15 protein-coding genes, 1 tRNA gene and 3 pseudogenes are annotated in these 19589 nt (G+C 57.2%); 14 read left to right on the top strand and 5 right to left on the bottom strand.

Going from position 1 to position 19589, the window contains the following annotated elements; genetic code table 11:
- Positions 1–39 precede the first annotated feature (39 nt).
- Together CAY53_RS09740 and CAY53_RS09735 are read left to right on the top strand one after the other, a co-directional pair.
- A pseudogene (locus CAY53_RS09740) lies at positions 40–1256 on the top strand (ISL3 family transposase).
- A gap of 144 nt (positions 1257–1400) precedes the next feature.
- Positions 1401–2545: pseudogene (locus CAY53_RS09735) on the top strand (IS4 family transposase).
- A 45-nt stretch (positions 2546–2590) separates the two neighbouring features.
- On the opposite strand, the gene CAY53_RS12755 reads toward CAY53_RS09735, so the two are convergent.
- The 3 genes and pseudogenes from CAY53_RS12755 to tnpA all read right to left on the bottom strand — a co-directional run.
- Positions 2591–3073 carry an Imm42 family immunity protein gene (locus CAY53_RS12755; RefSeq protein ID WP_146106487.1) on the bottom strand — a complete coding sequence of 161 codons (483 nt, stop codon included), beginning with the start codon at positions 3071–3073 and terminating at the stop codon, positions 2591–2593.
- A 152-nt stretch (positions 3074–3225) separates the two neighbouring features.
- Positions 3226–3711: an RHS repeat-associated core domain-containing protein gene (locus tag CAY53_RS09730; RefSeq protein WP_245874800.1), complete on the bottom strand. Its 486-nt coding sequence runs from the start codon at positions 3709–3711 to the stop codon at positions 3226–3228.
- A gap of 271 nt (positions 3712–3982) precedes the next feature.
- Positions 3983–4216, bottom strand: a pseudogene (tnpA, locus tag CAY53_RS13975) (IS200/IS605 family transposase); the annotation flags it as partial.
- Between tnpA and CAY53_RS13565 the strand changes: the two are divergent.
- From CAY53_RS13565 to CAY53_RS09710, 4 genes are all read left to right on the top strand, one after another.
- Positions 4125–4505: a hypothetical protein gene (locus CAY53_RS13565; protein ID WP_181040263.1), complete on the top strand. Its 381-nt coding sequence runs from the start codon at positions 4125–4127 to the stop codon at positions 4503–4505. The pseudogene tnpA and the gene CAY53_RS13565 sit on opposite strands and share 92 nt — an antisense overlap.
- Before the next feature lie 3 nt (positions 4506–4508).
- Entirely contained in the window at positions 4509–6155 is a 1647-nt protein-coding gene (locus CAY53_RS09720) for an HAD hydrolase-like protein (RefSeq protein WP_104936938.1), read from the top strand.
- Between the two features lie 47 nt (positions 6156–6202).
- On the top strand, positions 6203–6556 hold the full coding sequence (locus tag CAY53_RS13970) for a GtrA family protein (protein WP_104936937.1): 354 nt from the start codon (positions 6203–6205) through the stop codon (positions 6554–6556).
- A gap of 110 nt (positions 6557–6666) precedes the next feature.
- The gene (locus CAY53_RS09710; RefSeq protein WP_104936936.1) at positions 6667–7458 is read left to right on the top strand and encodes a class I SAM-dependent methyltransferase; all 792 of its coding nucleotides are present in this window, start codon (positions 6667–6669) and stop codon (positions 7456–7458) included.
- Between the two features lie 960 nt (positions 7459–8418).
- On the opposite strand, the gene CAY53_RS09700 is transcribed toward CAY53_RS09710, so the two are convergent.
- Both CAY53_RS09700 and CAY53_RS09695 read right to left on the bottom strand, forming a co-directional pair.
- Positions 8419–9045 carry a site-2 protease family protein gene (locus CAY53_RS09700; RefSeq protein ID WP_104936934.1) on the bottom strand — a complete coding sequence of 209 codons (627 nt, stop codon included), beginning with the start codon at positions 9043–9045 and terminating at the stop codon, positions 8419–8421.
- Positions 9046–9084: 39 nt separating this feature from the next.
- The gene (locus tag CAY53_RS09695) at positions 9085–11814 is read right to left on the bottom strand and encodes a CBS domain-containing protein (RefSeq protein WP_245874799.1); all 2730 of its coding nucleotides are present in this window, start codon (positions 11812–11814) and stop codon (positions 9085–9087) included.
- A 115-nt stretch (positions 11815–11929) separates the two neighbouring features.
- Here CAY53_RS09695 and CAY53_RS09690 point away from each other — a divergent pair.
- The 8 genes from CAY53_RS09690 (at position 11930) to rpsO (ending at position 19564) form a co-directional block, all read left to right on the top strand.
- Positions 11930–12005, top strand: a tRNA-Gly gene (locus CAY53_RS09690).
- A 160-nt stretch (positions 12006–12165) separates the two neighbouring features.
- The gene (locus CAY53_RS09685; RefSeq protein ID WP_245874798.1) at positions 12166–12624 is read left to right on the top strand and encodes a ribosome maturation factor RimP; all 459 of its coding nucleotides are present in this window, start codon (positions 12166–12168) and stop codon (positions 12622–12624) included.
- A gap of 51 nt (positions 12625–12675) precedes the next feature.
- Positions 12676–14088, top strand: coding sequence for a transcription termination factor NusA (nusA, locus tag CAY53_RS09680; protein WP_104937532.1), 1413 nt, complete (start codon positions 12676–12678; stop codon positions 14086–14088).
- Between the two features lie 46 nt (positions 14089–14134).
- Complete coding sequence (gene infB / locus CAY53_RS09675) at positions 14135–16957, top strand: translation initiation factor IF-2 (RefSeq protein ID WP_104936932.1); 2823 nt, start codon at positions 14135–14137, stop codon at positions 16955–16957.
- Between the two features lie 8 nt (positions 16958–16965).
- Positions 16966–17358: a 30S ribosome-binding factor RbfA gene (gene rbfA, locus CAY53_RS09670; protein ID WP_104936931.1), complete on the top strand. Its 393-nt coding sequence runs from the start codon at positions 16966–16968 to the stop codon at positions 17356–17358.
- A 4-nt stretch (positions 17359–17362) separates the two neighbouring features.
- On the top strand, positions 17363–18361 hold the full coding sequence (locus CAY53_RS09665) for a DHH family phosphoesterase (RefSeq protein ID WP_104936930.1): 999 nt from the start codon (positions 17363–17365) through the stop codon (positions 18359–18361).
- Complete coding sequence (truB, locus tag CAY53_RS09660; protein WP_104936929.1) at positions 18358–19149, top strand: tRNA pseudouridine(55) synthase TruB; 792 nt, start codon at positions 18358–18360, stop codon at positions 19147–19149. The genes CAY53_RS09665 and truB overlap by 4 nt, the downstream gene beginning before the upstream one ends.
- Positions 19150–19294: 145 nt before the next feature.
- The gene (gene rpsO / locus CAY53_RS09655) at positions 19295–19564 is read left to right on the top strand and encodes a 30S ribosomal protein S15 (RefSeq protein ID WP_017866803.1); all 270 of its coding nucleotides are present in this window, start codon (positions 19295–19297) and stop codon (positions 19562–19564) included.
- Positions 19565–19589: the final 25 nt, after the last annotated feature.

Raw genomic sequence — 19589 nt, 5'->3', positions numbered from 1 at the left:
GGTGTTTTTTCCTTGTTTCCCTTCTTGAGGTTTTCATCCATGCGTGACACCGACCTTTTCCAAATGGCCCTTGGTTTGACTCCGCCGTGGCAGGTGGAGTCCTGCGAGTTTGCCGCAGAGCAAAAGCGCCTGGATATTCGTTTGGCCTTTCCCCGGGGCAGCGTCTTTGTCTGTCCGCAATGCGGCCAGGCAGACCTCAAGGCATACGACACCACGGAAAAGAGCTGGCGGCACCTGAACTTCTTCCAGCACGAAGCCTGGCTGACCGCGAAGCTGCCCCGAGTCAAATGCGACCATTGCGGCGTCAAGCAGGTATCCGTGCCCTGGGCGCGTCCAGGCAGCGGCTTCACCCTGCTGTTTGAGGCCCTGGTCATGAGCCTCGCCAAGGCCATGCCAACACGAAGCCTGGCAAAGCATGTGGGCGAGCATGACACCCGGCTCTGGCGCGTGGTGAATCACCATGTGGAGGAGGCCAGAACGAGCATCTCCTGCGCCGACGTCGCTTCCTTTGGCGTGGACGAGACAGCCAGCAAACGCGGCCACAACTACGTCACCGTGTTCGCCCGCCTGCGAAGCCACAAGGTGCTGTTCGCCACCGAGGGCCGGGATGCCGCCACAATCCAGCGCTTCAAGGAAGAGCTTGCGGCCCACGGCGCGATCCCGCAAAGGTAAACGAGGTGTGTTGCAACATGTCGCCCGCGTTCATTTCCGGCGTGGAGGCGAACTGCCCCGGGGCGCACATCACCTTTGACCGGTTCCACATCATGAAGGTGCCGGGCGACGCGGTGGACCAGGTGCGGCGCGAGGAGGCGAAGACTCGGCCCGAGCTGGCGAAGAGCCGGTATGTGTGGCTGAAAAACCGTGACAAATTACCTGCCTCGCAACAGGAGTGTCTGGCGGCACTCACCATGTCCGGGCTGAATCTGAAAACGGCCCGGGCCTGGCAACTGAAAACGACATTTCAGGACTTGTTCCAGCAGGCCCCCGGCCAGGCGGAGACCTTCCTGAAGAGGTGGTACTTCTGGGCGACGCACTGCCGGCTGGAACCCATGAAACAGGCAGCGGCGACCATCAAACGGCACTGGGACGGCATCTTGCGCTGGTTCACTTCAAGGATCAGCAACGGCATTCTGGAAGGCACGAACAGCCTGATCCAGGCGGCCAGGTCTCGGGCGCGTGGCTACCGGTCCACGAAGAATTTGATCGCCATGATCTACCTCCTGGGTGCGGGACTCTCTTTTGCCCTACCCACATGAAACAGCGAGGAACCAGATTGTGCCTTGATTGTCACTGCTGTCCCGCAAAATATCAATGATTTCTAGAGAAAATGAAGGCTTGGAATCCCTGGTGTGTTATAATGGGTTTACAAAAAGTTCATTAAAACCAAGGAGATCCAAGCCATGGAGCATTGTAACACGATTTTGAGCCAAGTGCTTAGAGTTTTTCCGAGACATGAGTTTGAGCAAGTCCGTCGAGCGGTGTTGCCCAAAGTGCATCGCCGGGCAGTTCCCGTTTGGACACAGTTTGTGGTCATGATGACAGGGCAACTCACCGGGCGCGACAGCTTGCGCGGCATAATGGCTACTTTCTCGCCACAACTCCACAAACTCTACCACCTGGGCCTGGACTCATTCAGCCGTTCCAGCCTGGCACGGGCCAACGAAAGCACTCCCCCGGAGCTCTTTGAGAAAGTGTTTCAGGCGCTTTTGGCCCGTTGTCAGGCGTTCGCTCCACCCAAGCAAAAGTTCCACTTCAAGGACGGCAGTAAGGTCTATCTGCTTGACGCCACGGTGATTGAACTGCCGCTGTCGCTGTTCTCCCGGGCCAGCTGCCGCACCGGCAAAGGCGCGGTGAAAATGCAGGTGGGTGTCTCCGCGGACGGCTAGCTTCCCGATTTTGTGGACATGACGACAGGGAAGGTTCATGAGATCAACATGGCCCGAAAACTGAGTCTGCCCCGAGGCTCATGGGTGGTCTTTGATCGCGGCTACACGGACTACCAGTGGTACCAGGAACTGACGGAGGAAGGCGGTCGTTTCGTGACGCGGCTGAAGCACGGGGCAGTGATTCATCCTGGCGCGAAACGTCGAGGGCGCAAAAGTCCTGGCGTACTGGAAGACAGGAAAATCCAGCTCAAAGGCGTGAAAGGCACGTTGTGCAAGGTGCGCTTTCTGGATGAGTCTACAGGCGAGGAATACGAGTTTTTGACCAATGCGCCTGGGATTCCGGCTACCACAGTGGCGGCGCTGTACAAGGAGCGGTGGCAGGTGGAACTCTTTTTCAAGTGGATCAAGCAACACCTGAAAGTGAAGAGCTTCGTGGGCACCAGCATGAACGCGGTTCGGACGCAACTGTGGATTGCCTTGTGCGCGTATCTTCTGGTGGCGTTCACCAAATTTCAGAGCCGCCTGGGGCAGTCTATCTTGCAGATTTTGCGGCTTCTTCAGCTCAACCTGTTTGAACGGCGAGATTTAGACAAACTTTTTGTCCGGAAAAACAAAAAATACCATTAAATAACAACCAGTTATCGCTATTCCAAATTTAGTGGGACAGCAGTGGTCCGACCCCGCTTCATGACCTCACAAGCAATTCATGTTAGCACATTAATGTCAGATATAAATTGATTAACAACGTTGCTAAAATGATCAAAATCAATACTTGAAGAATTTAGGCCCAACGGATATTCAGGGTATTTGTTCGATGCATCTTCATATAATTTCCAGATTAAATTTACATTACCCTCAAGAATATAGATTACTGTAGAAAAATCATCAAAAGACTCGCATATATTTAATAAATATCGCGTATGATCATATTCCACATCATAGATGTACCTATACACTTCTTCAGGTTTCATTAATTTGAATTCATTTCTCCTTAAATGCTCTGGCTGAGACATTTTTACGTAAAAATAATGCTTTACTGTCAAGAGCATAACATCTTCTTCTATGTTTCCAATATATAAATCATTAACCCAAAGACACATTCTTCCCATTAAATAAGGAGTTTTCTCGCATATCACATATTCAATGGCAAATTGACTTTTATTGCCAATACATACGAAATCACTCATATAATTAAATTATCGGATATTTTCTGGAACATCTTGAAGTTTGATCCTATTTGGATTTCCTGATTTTGTCATACCATTTGTAGAGCCGCCCCAATGATAATTACCATTACCATCATTTAAAAATCTATAATATTCAGCTTTTTTCCCTTCACCTATTTTTGTCCACCTATTTCCATCCAATCATCGTTGACTTTGTTGCCAAAGTTCTTCATGGTTCTCAGGTAAAACACTTTTTTTCTTGTTGTACTGGTTAGGGCCAGAATTAGAAGGATCATGATGGCCAGGATTTTCATATTGATCTTCACATTTTTACATTTACAAAGACCACCCGCCTTCCCATTAGGTGCAGGGATATAAACGTCGTAGTATTCTCCTCTGTCTTTGCAAAATCTTTCACAACCTAAAGGACTTCCTTCATATTCGGGATGTCCTGGCCATAAATCAAATACCGAAAAAAGTCCCCATGGATCCACCCAATTCACCGGATCATTTTCCTCATAGGCATAGAGGTTGAGTCCACCATCGAGGCCGATGGGATCTGGTGAGAGGTATCTTCCGGTCTCCGGATCGTAGTTTCTGTTCCAGTTGTAGTGCAGCCCGGTCTCGGTGTCAAAGTACCAGCCGCTCGTAAAAGACATGCCCCTGACTCTGGGGCAGCTGATCATAGATCAGCCACATGCTCTTCTGCTCTGCCTGCCTCCGGCCAGGACTCATACTGCCTCCTCGACAAACTTTGATCGCCTGTGCACCATTATGCCTTACCTGAAGACTTTTTCAACGGGCTGGGAAGGCACTCTTCGTGCAATTCTCAAGCAGGCCGGTATTTCGCCTGATGATTTTCTGAATAAAAAATAAACGCCAATCAGCCGCCACACCGGGCGAAGCCGGTGAGCTTTTCATTGGCAAGAGTCAAGCAAAGATCTGACCCTCTGCAATATATTGCATGATGACATCGTCTGTGACATTGCCTGAACTGGCGGCAAAATATCCGCGACCCCACAGATGACGGCCCCAAAATTGCCCGGACAAACGTCGGTTTTCTGCAAGCAGCTTGCGTGAGGTTTTCCCTTTTATGCGGCCAACCAATTTACTCACAGAAATCTGTGGAGGAAGCGAAACAAACAGATGTACTGAAGTCTTCGCCTCAAGGCGAGGGATTTTCTCCCATTCCCAGAAAGAGACATTAAATGAATGGGATATTAAACTCGGCCATAAACGTTATTTTGATAGAGATACTTTTCGCTCTATATTTGAAAAATCTGGACTGATTATAACAAAAGAAGAAGGATTGATGCTTAAACCTTTTGCAACATCGCAAATTAGTTCATTAAATCTTTCAGAAACGGTTTGGAATGTTCTTGTCCATTCTGGTGATTTATCCCCACGATATGCTTACTGCCTTTATGTTGAGATTTGCATACCAGAGAAATAAATAATGAAGAATGCTATTGTTGTAGGTGGAGGTGGTTTTCAAGGGCTCTCTGTTTTGAGAAGTCTACGTGCGCTCAAATGGTGTGTTATAATTGCTGATAGTATTCCTGAAAGCTTAAATCGATTTGAAGCCGATATTTTTCATGTAATGCCTGAGGTAAAATATGCCGAAGATTTTCGAAATTCTTTAATTGCTCTAATTAACAAATACTCTGTTAAAGCTCTCTTCCCAACTACCATGTACGATCTGCCCATTTTATCCAGACTACGGGTAGAATTGGAGACTTTGGGGATAAAAGTGTTTTCTAGCAAGCCAAGCCTTGTTGACCTATTGAGCGATAAATTACAAACTACGCTTGCGGCACAGTCGGCCGGATTGCCAATTTTACCTCCAGAAGATCCTATGCAACATGACTTTTCTTATCCTCTGTTGGGCAAACCAATTCGAGGTTGGGGAGGGACAGGATTGTTACGGCTTGCCCATAGGCAGCAATATTGTGAAAATGTACAAAAGGAAAAGGAGAGAGAATATTTGTGGCAACGTGAATTGTCGTGTTTTACGGAATGGTCTGTTGATTTTGCTTTAGGAGAAAAAGGCGATTGTTCTCCTGTAGTTTGCCGACGCCGGCTTCGGACGACGGGAGGATTTGCCGTGGTGAGTGAAATTGATAATCATCCTGAGCTGGAACAATTAGTGGCTGCAACGGCGAATTGGCTTATAAAAAATGGTTGGTATGGATTATTCAATGTGCAGTTTCTTGAAGAATTAGATAGCTCCATTTGGTTGAGTGATATAAATCCGCGACCCGGGACATCATCAGTGTGTGCTTTGGCTGCAGGGGTAAATTTGGTAGATTTTCTTCTTCATGGCAACCGAAATTTTAAGCCGGCACGTTCTGGATACGTTGTTCGTACTTTGCATGAAAGCTTTATTCCTAAATTTAATCAACAAATCAAGGGAATTGTTTTTGATCTTGATGAAATATTAATATGTCAAAAAAGATGGATGCACGAAAAACTTAAAATTACGTTAGAAAAAATTAAAAAAAATATTGATAATGCATCCGTAAAACTCTTTCAAGAAGAAGCATTACGCCTTATTGATGAAGGTCCATGGAACAAACTGATCGATATTGCTCTTTATAGAGCTGGGTTACCAAGTAATCTTTCAGAAATTTTAATTTCCATGTGGCATAATGCTCATCCAGATAACCTTTTTTTGCATCAAGATGCAGAAGTTTTTTTTCAGAAACTTCTAGACCTTGGCATACCGACCGCTTTAATAACCGATAACCCTGCAAATTCACAGTGGCAAAAAATAGAACGATTGCCAAAATATTTTAAATTCAAATCAATTATTCTTACAGAAGAGATATCATCTCCTAAACCTGCCGCCAGAGGTTTTTTGGATGTCGCAGATAGGTTATCTCTAAATCCAGATGATTTATTGATGATTGGAGATAGTGTATGGCGTGATGGGTTGGGAGCCATGAGAGCTGGATATGCTGGAGCTTTGATAGTCCAGAGAAATGGATCTATGCATAATTCTTTAAAGAATTTATTTGAGAATGAATATCCTGAATATTCGAATAAAATTATATGGACAGATTCTCTTTTGAAAGCGCAATGGATATTTAATTATGCTAGATAACTTCTATAAAGGTAGCATAAAATATGTAGAGGGTATGGTTTAAACAGTTGGCCCGATATGGAATATTGGGCATAATAAATAATATTGGCGGATATATTCTTTATTTGTTGTTGATAAGTTTTGGATTAACTCCAAAATTAACAATGACAATGCTTTATGGGTTAGGAGTATTTGTAGGATTCTTTTGTGCAAAAAGATTCATTTTCTCTTGTGTTGGAAGTATTACTTATATAGGAATAAGATATGTTGTAGCGCATTTTTTTGGATATATATTGAACTTCTTGATTCTTTTTCTTTTTGTTGATGTTATGAAATATTCACATCAATTAGTTCAAGCCTTTTCTATTATAACGGTGGCAGGGTTTCTTTTCTTGACCTTTAAATTTTACGTTTTTCGATAGCAATTTTCTTAAATTTTTAAATTTTAAAGACAATGAAACGGTGTTTGCAATGCGCGGCATGCTTTACCTCCTGCCATTGGCGCTGTCCCTCCTGTGGCTGGCAGGCTAAGATGCTCGACGGCCGCCCTGCCTTTGCCCCGGAATTAGCGCAGGGGGGAGCTGGTTTCTATGCGGAGGCCTTTGAGGAGCTGGCGGGGCTTGAGCAGGGCAGCTTTTGGTTTCGCAGCCGCAACCAGCTTATCCTTTGGGCCTTGCGAACCTATTTTCCCCAAGCCCAATCTTTTTTTGAGGTCGGCTGTGGCACGGGATTTGTATTGTCTGGTATTGGGGCCGCCAATCCGGGGATACGGCTGGTGGGCAGCGAGGTGTTTACGAAAGGGCTGCGTTTTGCCGCCCGGCGTTTGCCTGCCGCCGAACTGATGCAGATGGATGCACGCGATATTCCCTTTGTCGATGAGTTTGACGTCATAGGTATTTTTGATGTCCTGGAGCACATCGAAGAGGACGAACGAGTGCTTGGGCAGATTTTTCAGGCACTCAGACCAGGAGGAGGGCTGCTTATCACTGTGCCGCAGCATATGTTCTTGTGGAGCGCGGTGGATGAGGCTGCCTGTCATGTGCGACGCTATGCTGCTGCGGATTTGCGGGCCAAGGTGGAAGGAGCGGGCTTCCAAGTGCTCCGTTCTACCTCGTTTGTTAGCCTGCTGTTGCCTGCCTTGCTGCTCTCCCGCCTGAAAGGACATGTCTGTAAAAAGGCAGAGTCGACTTGCGAGCTGACTTTGCCCAAAACTTGGGACACCTTTTTGAGTCGCATTATGGCATGTGAATTGATTCTTATCCGCCAGGGTGTCAATTTTCCGTATGGCGGGTCTCGGTTTTTGGTGGCGAAAAAACTGCAGTAGATGTCCCGTGGGCAGGCCGATGCATTCAAATTGCAAGTGCACCGGTGAGGGCAGGGTTAAAAACTTCAACTGAAGTCTGGTAGGTGGACCATTTTCGAGGCCGCTCATTCAGCCGTTTTGCTATGTTCCTGAGCAGTCTTCCGTGATCTTGCGCAAGCTGATGCCCCTTGGGCAGTACGGTCGCAAGAGGCCACCTTCGTTCTCGTTGCTGCCGCGCTGCCAGGGCGAATGTGGCCTGCACAAGGAGGCGCGTGAGGCCTGTCCGCTCCAGCTCCCTGAACCCGGCCTTTTCCGAACCGTTATCAAGCGTCAGAGTTTGCCGCAGCTCTGGTGGCAGCTCGCACAAACGCGGCACAAGCGCCTCGCCCGAAGCAGCGGCCGTCTTGTTCTCAAGCCTGGTCAGCACCAAAACCGATTTGTGCGCTCCTTGCAACTGGGCAGCGCTGCCTGGCCTCCTGCAGCACAGACCAAATCCGCCTCCACTCCCCAGCGGGTTTTGCCGGCAACAGGCTGCGGCCGCCGGGCCATATTGATACGCCCGGGCAACCGGCCTCTCCCCGGTCGTACCTGCTTTGCCGCCTGCGGCGGCGGTAGGCGCGGCGCAAATGGCGATGGCTTGTATCTCCAGGCTGTGCGGCAGCGTAGATCCAGCGGTAGATGCTCTCCCTTTGATGCGCATGGTTTGATCCCTCTGGATAGTCCAGGCGAATACGCCCTGCAATTTGCACAGGAGACCAGTCGCTACGGAGCTTCTCGTCGACCCCGGTGACCAGATCAAAGCGGCTCATGCAAGCGGTCGTGGCGCGGCATCTTTGGTCTTGCGCGGGCCTGGTGATCAGCAGTCCGGGCACAGTAGTCGGATTTGGCGCTGCCAACTCCCCCCAGAATCCCGCCCTGTCCCTTTCACCTTTGCTCACCCTGGGTGGTGCCTTGGCAATGAGAATCTGCCCTGCCTGGTCTTCAACCCTGGAGGAGTTTCGCGAGAGTCTGGATGATGGGCATAATGATTTTGCCGATGATGCCCAGGTAGAACAGGACCAGCACCAGAATAATGCCGTAGGGTTCCAGTCCGGCGAACCTGTATGCCGCGCTGGGGGGCAAGACTCCCATCAGAATGCGGGAGCCGTCCAGGGGCGGGATCGGCAACAGATTGAAGATTGCGAGCATCACGTTGATCCAGACGCTGCTTTTCAGGAGGAGCAGCAGAATGGTCAGCGCATAGCCCGGCTGTCCGGGGTCCAGGGCCGTCAGCAGGCGCAGGAGGATGGCGCTGGCAATGGCCAGGGCCACGTTGGCGGCCGGGCCGGCCAGCGCTACGGCCAGCATGTCTTTTTGCGGATTCCTGAAGTAGCGCGGATCGACCGGCACCGGTTTGGCCCAGCCGACATTGAAAAAGATAAAGGCCAGAACGCCCAGAATATCCAGGTGTTTCAGTGGATTCATGGTCAGGCGGCCGGCCTGTTTGGCGGTGGGATCGCCCAGTTGCAGGGCCACATAGCCGTGGGCCAGCTCGTGCAGGCTCAGGGCCAGGAGCAGTGGCGGGGCGGAAATGAGCAGTCTCAGCAGAAATTCCGGGTCAAGGTGCATAACGGGTCCTGATGCGGTTGGGATGAGATGGGCGGATTTTCATTTGCGGCCGGGCAGCGGATACTCGCGCGCCAGAAAGCTTTCGGCTTCGTCCCGCGTGCGGATTTCGCCGTCGAACTGGTGCGTCAGGAGACTCTTGTGCATGACGCTGAACTGTGGCCCGGGCCGGTAGCCCAGGGCTTTCAGACCAGCGCCGTCCACCAGGGGTTTCATGCCGCGCAGGCGGGTGACGAAGTGGGCGATCCGGTTGATGATGGCTCGTTTGCGCGCAATGGCCCGCAGGTACAGCAGGGCCTCCTCGCTCAGCGCCCTGAGGGGCCAGTAGCTGGCGCTCGGCGGCATTTCCGGATGTCTGAACAGCTCCTGCTCCAGAGCTTCGGCCTTTTCCTTCTGGCACAGGAGGCTCAGACGCTGTCTTTCCGGCATGTCCAGCCTCTGGCACAGGCTGTCCAGTTCAGCCGTGGTGCGGCCGCAGCTCAGGGTCAGCATATAGACCAGCCACTGTTCCAGCGGCGTGTTGTCCTGGAGCAGGCGGAACCAGGCAATGGCCTCCCGGGCCATGCCCAGGACATGGAGCACGCGGCGGCCGATTTTGAAGGGCTGCGCCAGACCTGGCCAGAGGAAGGGAAAGAGCTGGAAATCCTCCATGCGCCTGAGCGCCGGAATGGGATTGTCCTCGCTCAGAATGAGGCGCAGCTCGTGCAGGCAGCGCAGGCCCTCGATCTGCCGCGGCAGCCCCAGCCGGATGGCGTTGCGGATCAGGCGTTCGGAGTTGCGGGTGATATGGAAGCCCAGCCGGCTTTCAAAGCGGATGGCCCGGTAAATCCGGGTCGGGTCTTCCACAAAGCTCAGGTTGTGCAGCACCTGAATGCGATGCGCCATCAGGTCGTTCTGGGAATTGTAGAAATCCGCCAGGGTGCCGAAGCGTTCCGGATTCAGGGCAATGGCCATGGCGTTGATGGTGAAGTCGCGGCGGTGCAGGTCGCGCTTGATGGAGCCCACCGCCACTGTGGGCAGGGCCACCGGATGCTCGTAGTATTCCAGGCGGGCGGTGGCCACGTCGATGCGCAGGCCATCCGGCAGCACGACGGTGGCGGTGTTGAACTTGAGGTGCGGGCGGACAATGCCGCCTTTGATCCTGGCGAAGGCACCGGCAAAGGCAATGCCGTTGCCCTCCACCACAATGTCGATGTCCAGGTTGCTGTGGCCCAGCAACAGATCGCGCACGAAACCGCCCACCACGAAGGCCTGGCAGCCCTGTGTCTTCGCGGTTTCGCCGAGTTCGCGGAGCAGCACGATGGCATCCCGGGACAGCCGGCGCACCATGAGATCGCTCAGATTTCTGCCGCGCCTGATCGACGGATGCCGGTCGGCCCGGAGCAGGTCGGGCGAGACATTGCCGGGGTCGTCCACCAGGAGGCTCAGAAGGTCGGTGCGGGTGATGACGCCTGTCAGCGCCTCCCCGCGCAGCACCGGAATGAGCCGTTGCCGGTTGGCCACCATGATGTCGATGATGTCCGCCAGACCGGAGTCTTCGGACAGCGCGGCAAGGCCCGTGGTCATGTATTCGGAGACCGGCGCCTTGCCCAGGGCGTGGTAAATGGCCTTTTCCACCACCGTCCGTGAGATCATGCCCAAAAGGCCGGTGGGCGGCACGCTGCCATCCGGGCTGCCTGGCAACTGCACCACCGGCAGCACGGTGAAATTGTAGCGGGTCAGCATCTCGGCGGCCTCGCTGAGCGTCACGCCGGCCGTGACCGCGATGACCGGCGTACTCATCAGTTCGCCGGCCCGATCCTTTGGCCTGACGCTGCCCTGCAGCAGCCGCAGCAGTTTTTCCTCGGCTTCTTCCCGGGTCATGTCCGGAATGCTGGCAACGGCTTCGGCAGCCTGACCGCTGCCGCCAAAGGAGCGGGCAATGGCAGCGGCGTTGATCTCCGGCAGATTGCTGCGGCAGAGGAAGTGCAGGGCGCCGCGTATCGTCATGAAGGCGAAGAGCACTTCCAGGCCATCCATGTTCATGACCCGCTGCAGCAGGGTCTGCGCGTCGTCGATGTACTCCCGGGATTCGAGCCAGGTGATCACTACCCGTATGCCATGGATGACATAGGGGGCGCTGTTCTTCTGCAACTGGGCAAGCAGTTCCGCCTGCCGCTCCGTGAGGGCCCGGGAAAAATAGCGGGCGATCGTCTCCAGGTGTGCACCCTGCCCAAGGAGCCAGGAGGCGGTGCGCAGATCCTCCCGGTTGGTGCCGGGCGCGAGAAAGGCACCGGTGCTGTCGTAGATGCCGAGCGCCATCAGGGTCGCTTCCCAGGGCGTGAGCACCAGGTGCTGCCCGCGGATCAGCCTGACCATCAGGGTGCTGGTGGCGCCATAGGGCGCCACGTGCTCCACCTGGGCCCGGATGTCGCCCTCATGGGGTGGATGGTGGTCGTACACGTGGAGTTCAAGGCCTGGATTGCTCAGGCAGGCGGCCAGAGAACCGAGCTGTCCGGCCTGCCGGGTCCCCACCAGTACCAGCCGCTGCACCGCGGGCAGGTCGATGTCGCCCGGTTGGCTGAACAGGTAGAGGTTGTCGAATTCCCGGCTCAGATAGCGCCGTACCTTGTCTCCGGGCGGGCCGGGGAGCACCAGGGCGGCTTCCGGATAGAGGCGCTTGGCCGCAATCATGGCTGCCAGACTGTCAAAATCCGTGTGCGTATGGGTCGTGATCAGTTCCATGCCCGGGATTATACCGTGCGCGGTGCTGCTGTAAAGCAGCTTACGCACTTTGGACGGACCCCTGCCTCCTGCCGCAGGGCCGGGGAACTCTGCTTTCCCCTGTGTTGCCGCTTGACATTTCACGAGCGATACCGTATGCTGCCCCAATTTTCAGGAATGGGGTGCGGGTGTAGCTCAGTTGGCAGAGCACAAGCTTCCCAAGCTTGGGGTCGCGGGTTCGACCCCCGTCGCCCGCTCCACAGAAACACGGGCCTGTTCCTGTCCGTTTCTGCAATCCATTCTGCAGTTTGCTGAAAAGTGGGCTTTGCCCGCTTTTTTTTTGCTGTTGCGCCCACCACTTCCCGTTGTAGGCGCATGGAAACCGGAGTCGAAGATCAGGGTCAGGCTGTGCAGGCAAATGTGTCCGATCCCCTTGTAAGCAGGATTGCCGCCCAGGCCGGCCCTTTGGTGGCGGCTCTGGGCATGGAGCTGGTGGAGACCCAGTTCCGTCTCGAAGGGCAGCGCTGGGTGCTCAGATTCTTTATCGACAGGGCAGGCGGCGTCACGGTGGACGACTGCGCGGCTGTGAGCCGCAGGCTGGACGACTGGCTGGAAGAGGAGGCGCTGATCAGGCATGCCTACACCCTGGAGGTGTCGTCGCCGGGGCTGGAGCGGCCGCTCAGAAAGCCGGAGGACTTCGTCCGCTTTGCCGGCAGGCGGGTGCGTCTCAGGCTGCACCGGGACGAGGGACAGGGCAAGACCCTGACCGGGACGCTTTTGGGCCTTGAGAACGGGGAGATAGCGCTTTTGATGGACAACAAGGAAAAACTCGGGCTGCGCATGGAACAGATTGCCAGGGCGCGTCTGACTCTGGATTGAAGGAGCGAATGCGGCCCGGCGCGGGTGAGCGCTGGGGCAGGGGTGATGTATATGGCGGGCATGGAGAATTTACGCAGGATTGTTGACCAGATTTGTCGGGACAAGGGCATAGACCGGGACCTGTTGATTGATGCCATTGAAGAGGCGGTACGCTCGGCGGTCAAGAAAAAGTACGGCGGGCAGCGCGATATCGAAGTGCAGTACAACGATGAGCTGGGCGAGGTCGAGGTCTTTCAGTACCGCACGGTGGTGGAAAAGGTGGTCAACGAGGCCCGGGAGATTTCCCTGGAAGAGGCGAGACGACGTGACCCGGAAGCCGGGCTGGATGACGATATCGGCGAGCGGCTGACCGATATCTCGGAACTGGGCCGCATTGCCGCCCAGTCGGCCAAGCAGGTCATCATCCACCGCATGCGCGAGGCCGAGCGGGAAGTGGTGTACGAGATGTACCGCGACCGGGAGGGCACGGTGGTGAACGGCATTGTCCAGCGCTTCGAACGCGGCGACATGATCGTCAACCTGGGCCGCACCGACGCGCTCCTGCCGCGGGACGGCCAGATCCTGAAACAGCGTACCTACAAGCAGGGCGACCGCATTCGCGCCTATCTGCAGCAGGTGCGCCGGAGCCGCAGCGAGCTGGCGGAGGAGGAGGCGCAGGGCCGCTCCCGCTACCGCGACGCCCAGCTTATCCTGAGCCGGACCTGCAACGAATTTCTGGTCAAACTTTTCGAGCTGGAGGTGCCGGAGATTGCGGAGGGTACGGTCAAGATCATGGGTGTGAGTCGCGACCCGGGCTTTCGGGCCAAGATTGCCGTGTCCTCGTTGGAGTCGGATGTGGACCCGGTGGGCGCCTGCGTGGGCCTCAAGGGCTCCCGCGTGCAGAACGTGGTCCAGGAGCTGCAGGGCGAGCGCATCGACATCGTGCCCTGGAGTCCGGATCCGGTGAAGTATGTGTGCAATGCCCTGGCCCCGGCCCAGGTGAACATGGTGGAGGTGGATGACGAGCACAAGACGCTCCTGGTGGTGGTGCCGGATGATCAGCTTTCCCTGGCCATCGGCCGGCAGGGCCAGAACGTGCGGCTGGCCTACCGGCTTTTGGGCTGGCGCATTGACGTGAAGAGTCAGCAGCGGTACACCAATCTGGAAAATCCGGGCTACCGCAGCCTGCTGCTGGTGCAGGGCATTGATGAAAATCTGGCGGACCGGCTCTTTGCCGGCGGCATTCTGACCGCTGCCATGCTGGCCGAAAGCGATACCAACGAGCTGGTCCGGCTGCTCAAGGCGGACGAAGCGGTTGTCAGAGTGGTGCAGGAACGTGCCCGCGAGGTGGCGTCTCCGATACTGTCCGGGACGGAAGCGGCAGGGAGTGCGGCCTCGGGGGCAGAGGCCCTGGCCGGGCAGACCGAGGTCGAAAATGACAGGCCGGACGCGGAGCAGTCCGGCAGTGCCGCAACCGGGGCCTGAGCGCGGGACGGGGCAAGGGGTGCAGAGTCAGGGAGGGCAGGCTTATATGGCAAAAGTTCGGGTTTACGATCTGGCAAGGGAATTCGGGATGAAGGGCAAGGAACTGGCGGACAGGCTGGTTGAACTGGGCTATGCGGTGACCAGTCACAGCTCCACCCTGGAAGATGACATGGTTGCGGATATTCGCAGGAAAATGGGTGGCGAACCGGTGAGCCCCTCTGTATCGGTGGGCCGGATCGAAGTCAGGGGACGCTCCGAGAGCAGCGGCCCCTGGGGCGGGACTGTTGTGCGGCGGCGTTCCAAGGCGGACAAGGAAGAGGCGGCCCGCCAGCAGGAGCTGGCCGAGACCCGGGCTCTGGAGGAAGAGGCCGAGGCCGCCCGGATCCGGCTCCTGGCCCAGGAGCAGGAAAATCGCGAGTCCCTGCCGGCCGAAGCGGCGGGGCTTTCGGAAAGCCAGGCGCCGGCGGTGCCGGAACAGGCCGAAGCCCCGGAACCGGAGCGGGCGGTGCCGGCCGAAGCGGAGCCTGGGATCGGGACCACGGCCCCCAGTGCCGAAGAGCCGGAAGCGGTGCAGGAGAGCGGGAGCCGGGAAAGCGCCGAATCCCGGCCGGCCACGGCTGCTCCCCCAGCAGCGAAGGACCAGACTCCGGCCCAGCAGAAAAGACCCAGGGTCAGGAAGGTCAGAACCACCCCCGGGCCCGGCACCGAGCCGGAACGGCCGAAACCGCTCGCCAGAATCGTGGGCCGGATGGAAATTCCCGTGCCCAGCGAGGCTTCCGCTTCCGAGCAGCGGCCCGCCAGACCAAAGCCCGGCAACCGTCCGGCAGCCCCGGCGCATGACGCCGCAGTTGGCCAGGATGCGGGCCGCGGCGCTGCCCGTGGTGGCAAGAAAAAGGACAAGGGCAACCGCCGGGTGGTGGCTGTCTCCGAGGACGAGGCGCTCGATCGCCGGATGGCCCGGGGCAGCGGCCGGAAGGGCAAAGGCGGCCGCGAGGATTTTCTGGGCGATGCGGAGGGCGACTACACGCGTCAGCGCGGGGGCAGGAGGAAAAAGAACCCGCGTCAGGCCCGGGAGCTGCCGCAGCCGGTTGCCGAAACCAGGGCCATCAAGCGCCGCATCAAGGTGGTGGCCAGCATCAGCGTGGCCGATCTGGCCAGACACATGAGCGTCAAGGCCACGGAAGTCATCACCGCGTTGATGAAGCTGGGTGTGATGGCAACCGTGAATCAGGCTTTGGACGTGGACACGGCAGCCCTCGTGGCCACGGATTTCGGTTTTGAGGTCGAGCAGGCCATGCACGCGGAGCTGGAAGTCGAGGCTTTGGAGGCCATGGAGGAAGAGCAGGGCGGCGAGGCCCTGCCCCGGCCGCCTGTGGTCACGGTCATGGGCCATGTCGACCACGGCAAGACCTCCATCCTGGACGCCATCCGAAAGACGGACGTGGCCCTGGGCGAGGCCGGCGGCATCACCCAGCACATCGGCGCCTATCATGTGCAGAATGCCCAGGGCGGCGGCATCACCTTTGTCGATACGCCGGGCCATGCGGCCTTCACCGAGATGCGTTCCCGCGGCGCCCAGGTCACGGATATCGTGGTCCTGGTCGTGGCGGCGGACGACGGCGTCATGGAGCAGACCAAGGAGGCCATTGCCCATGCCAAGGCTGCGGAGGTGCCCATTGTGGTGGCGGTCAATAAAATCGACAAGCCCGGCGCCGATGCGGAGCGGGTGCGCCGTGAGCTGAGCGACTACGGCCTGATCCCCGAAGACTGGGGCGGACAGACAATCTACTGCGAAACCTCGGCCAAAAAGGGACTCGGCATTCCCGAACTGCTGGAGTCCATCCAGATTCAGGCCGATATCCTGGAGCTGAAGGCCGATCCCAGCCGCAAGGCCAGGGGCGTGGTCATCGAGGCCCAACTGCACAAGGGGCGGGGCCCGGTGGCCACGGTGCTCGTGCAGGAAGGCACGCTTCGGCCCGGGGACAACTTCGTGGCCGGCATGTTCAGCGGCCGGGTGCGCCTGCTCTCGAACGAGCGCGGCGAGCGGGTCAAAGCCGCGGGCCCGGCCATTCCGGTGGAGATTCAGGGGCTCTCCGGTGTGCCCTCCGCAGGCGATCCCTTCATGGTGGTGACGGACGAGAAGATGGCCAAGGCCGTGGCCTCGGCCCGCCAGCTCAAGGCCCGGGAAACCGAGCTGGCGAGCGCCTCCAAGGTATCTCTGGACAACCTCTTCGAGAAGATGGCCGAGCAGGACATGAAGGAACTGAAGGTCATCCTGCGGGCCGACGTGCAGGGCACGCTGGAAGCCTTTGGCCAGGCAGCGGAGAATCTGTCCACCGACACCATCCGTGTGCATGTGCTGCATGAGGGCACGGGCTCCATTACGGAAAACGACATCCATCTGGCTTCCGCCTCCAATGCCATTGTCATCGGCTTCAACGTCCGCCCCTCTGTCAAGGTCAAGGAACTGGCCGGGCAGGAAGGCGTGGATGTGCGCGCCTATGATGTCATCTATCATGCGCTGGAAGATATCGAAAAGGCCATGAAGGGCATGCTGGAGCCGACCTTCGAGGAGCGGGTCATCGGCACGGCCGATGTGCGCCAGACCTTCCAGGTGCCGAAGGTGGGTCTGATCGCGGGCTGTACGGTGCTTTCCGGCAAAATGCAGCGGAACGCGAAAGTGCGGGTGCTGCGGGAGGGTGTGGTGATCTATACCGGTAAAATCGCCTCCCTGAAGCGCTTCAAGGACGACGCCAAGGAAGTGCTGACCGGCTTCGAGTGCGGCATCGGGGTGGAGCGCTTTAACGATATCAAGGTGGGCGATCAGCTCGAGGCCTTTGTCATGGATGAGGTGGAGGCTACACTGTAGCTTGGGCTATGGACTTCGATTTCAAACTGCCGGAGCTGGCCCGGCCGGAAAGCAAGCGGCCCAGGCGGGTGGCCGAGGCTGTCAAGAATGAGCTGAATCTGCTGTTGCGCCGTAGCGTCTCCGATCCCAGGCTTGCGGGCGCCGTCCTGAGCCGGGTCGAGGTCAGTGCGGACCTCAAGACCGCGAAGCTCTTTGTCCGGGCTGAAAGGCCGGAGGAGCGGGAGCGCGTGATGGCGGGCGCGAAGAAGGCCCGCGGTTTTTTCCGCAGCCATCTGGCCAGCGTGCTGAATCTGCGCCATACGCCGGAAATTCTGCTTGCCTATGATGATGTGGCTGAAGAAGCCGAACGGGTGGAGCTGCTCCTGAGCGCACTCGAACGTGAACGCAGGACGCGGGAGTAGACGGATGTCCCTCGAAGCCATTGCCCATGTGATCCGGGAGAAGAAGCGTTTTGTCCTCTGCGCCCACTACAATCCGGACGGCGATGCGGTGGGCTCCGTGTTGGGCCTGGCCGACATGCTGGATCATCTGGGCAGGGAGGCGCTTTGCTTTTTCGAAGAGCCGGTTCCGGTGATTTACCGTTTTCTGCCGGGCTCGGGCCGGGTGGTGAGCGATATCGGGGTGGTGCAGGGCTTTCTGCGGGCAGCGGGCGAGGAGGGTGCGGTCATCACCCTGGATTGCGGTGACAGGAGCCGGGTGGGCAGGTATGAGAACGAACTGCTGGCCTGGCATCCGGTTCTGGTGGTGGATCACCACCACAGCAACCCAGGTTTTGGCGACGTCAACTGGATCTCGCCGGACAGCGCCGCCACCGGAGAGATGATTTTCGAACTGGCGCAGGAACTGGGCCTGGACATTTCACCCGAGGCGGCCCAATGCCTGTACGCGGCCATCAGCACGGACACCGGCTCCTTTCATTATGCCAGTACGAGCAGCCACACCTTCGAAGTGGCTGCGGCGCTGGTGCGCGCCGGCGCAGACCCGGCAAACATGGCGAACCAGCTCTACAACAACTTCACCCCAGGCCGCCTGCGCCTGCTGCACGACGTTCTGGCCACCCTGAAGCTGTACCACCGGGAGCGCATCGCCGTGATCCGGGTGACCCGGGCCATGCGCGACCGCACCTTCACCACGCTGGAGGATGTGGAACACTTCGTCAACTATCCCCGGGCCATTCGTTCGGTCCGGGTGGCCGTGTTTCTGAAGGAAACCGAACCAGGCCATATCTCCGTGAGCCTGCGGGCCAAGGGCCAGTGCGACGTGTCGAGGATTGCGGCGCACTTTGGCGGCGGCGGGCACAAAAACGCGAGCGGCTGCACGTTTCGCGATGCGAGTTTGGATGAGGTGCATGGCCGGATTCTGCCCCTCATCATCGAGGGCATCAGGGCCCATGAGGCGGAATGAGTGAGGTGGAGGCCGGTACGGCGGAGCCGGTCGGCGTTTATCTGGTGGACAAGCCGGCCGGACTGAGTTCCTTTGCCGTGGTACGGCGGCTCCGCTGGCTTCTGAATATCAGAAAAGTCGGTCATGCGGGCACCCTGGATCCCTTTGCCAGCGGCCTGCTGCTGCTCTGTGCGGGCCGCACGGCGACCCGGCATATCGAAACCTTTATGGCAGGCACGAAGCGCTATCTGGCCAGACTGCAACTGGGGGTTGAGACCAGCACCCAGGACCCGGAAGGCCAGGTGCTGAGCCGGCAGGCGGTGGCGGTGGACACGGCGGCCATTCGCTCCTGTCTGGCCGGCATGCAGGGCGAGCAGATGCAGGTTCCGCCCGCCTTTTCGGCCCTGAAACACCATGGCCGGCCGCTCTACAGCTATGCGCGCCAGGGCATTTACATCGAGAAGGCGGCCCGTCCGGTGCAGATTTACCGCCTGGAAATGCTGGCCTACGATGACAGGCGCCACGAGCTGGATATTGCAGTCACCTGCAGCCGGGGCACCTATATCCGCGTGTTGGCGGGGGATATCGGCACGGCCCTGGGCTGCGGCGCCCATCTCTCCGCACTCCGCCGTACGCAGAGCGGCCCCTTTGGGGTCGGAGAGGCGGTCGATGGCCGGCTGCTCCTTGGCGATGCCGGCGAACAGGGCAGGGCGCTGCTCATGGCCGCGAGAATGCCGGTGGCGGAAGCCGTGCTCCGGGCGGAGCGGCACAGGGCGGACAGCCGATTTCAGCTTGCCGGAATTCCCTGAAACCGGTTATACAGACTGCATAAATTTTCCGGCCCTGCCGTTTCCTTCCCCAGAAGCGGGACCAACAGGGCCATGTATCCAGACTCCAGCGCGGCCGGGGCGGAAAAGCTTCGCTGGCAGCAGAAGGACAACAGGAGATACTGCCATGGTGCAGACAACAGAGCAGAAAAAAGAGATTATCGAGCAGTTCAAGACCCATGCGACCGATACCGGTTCCTGCGAGGTGCAGATTGCCCTGATCACGAGCCGGATCAAGTACCTGACCGAGCATTTTCAGACGCATATCAAGGATCACCATTCCCGCCGCGGTTTGCTGAAGCTGGTTGGTCAGCGTCGTAATTTGTTGAAGTATTTGCAGAAAAAAGACATCACCAAGTATCGCGACCTCATTCAGGCACTCGGCATCCGCAAGTAGGGCCTTCGCAGGCGCAGCAACAGGC

Origin of the sequence: Desulfobulbus oralis, from assembly GCF_002952055.1 — a bacterium.
GTDB classification, from domain to species: domain Bacteria; phylum Desulfobacterota; class Desulfobulbia; order Desulfobulbales; family Desulfobulbaceae; genus Desulfobulbus; species Desulfobulbus oralis.
The sequence above is the reverse complement of the archived record's forward strand: the minus strand, read 5'-3'. Positions and strand labels throughout refer to the sequence as shown.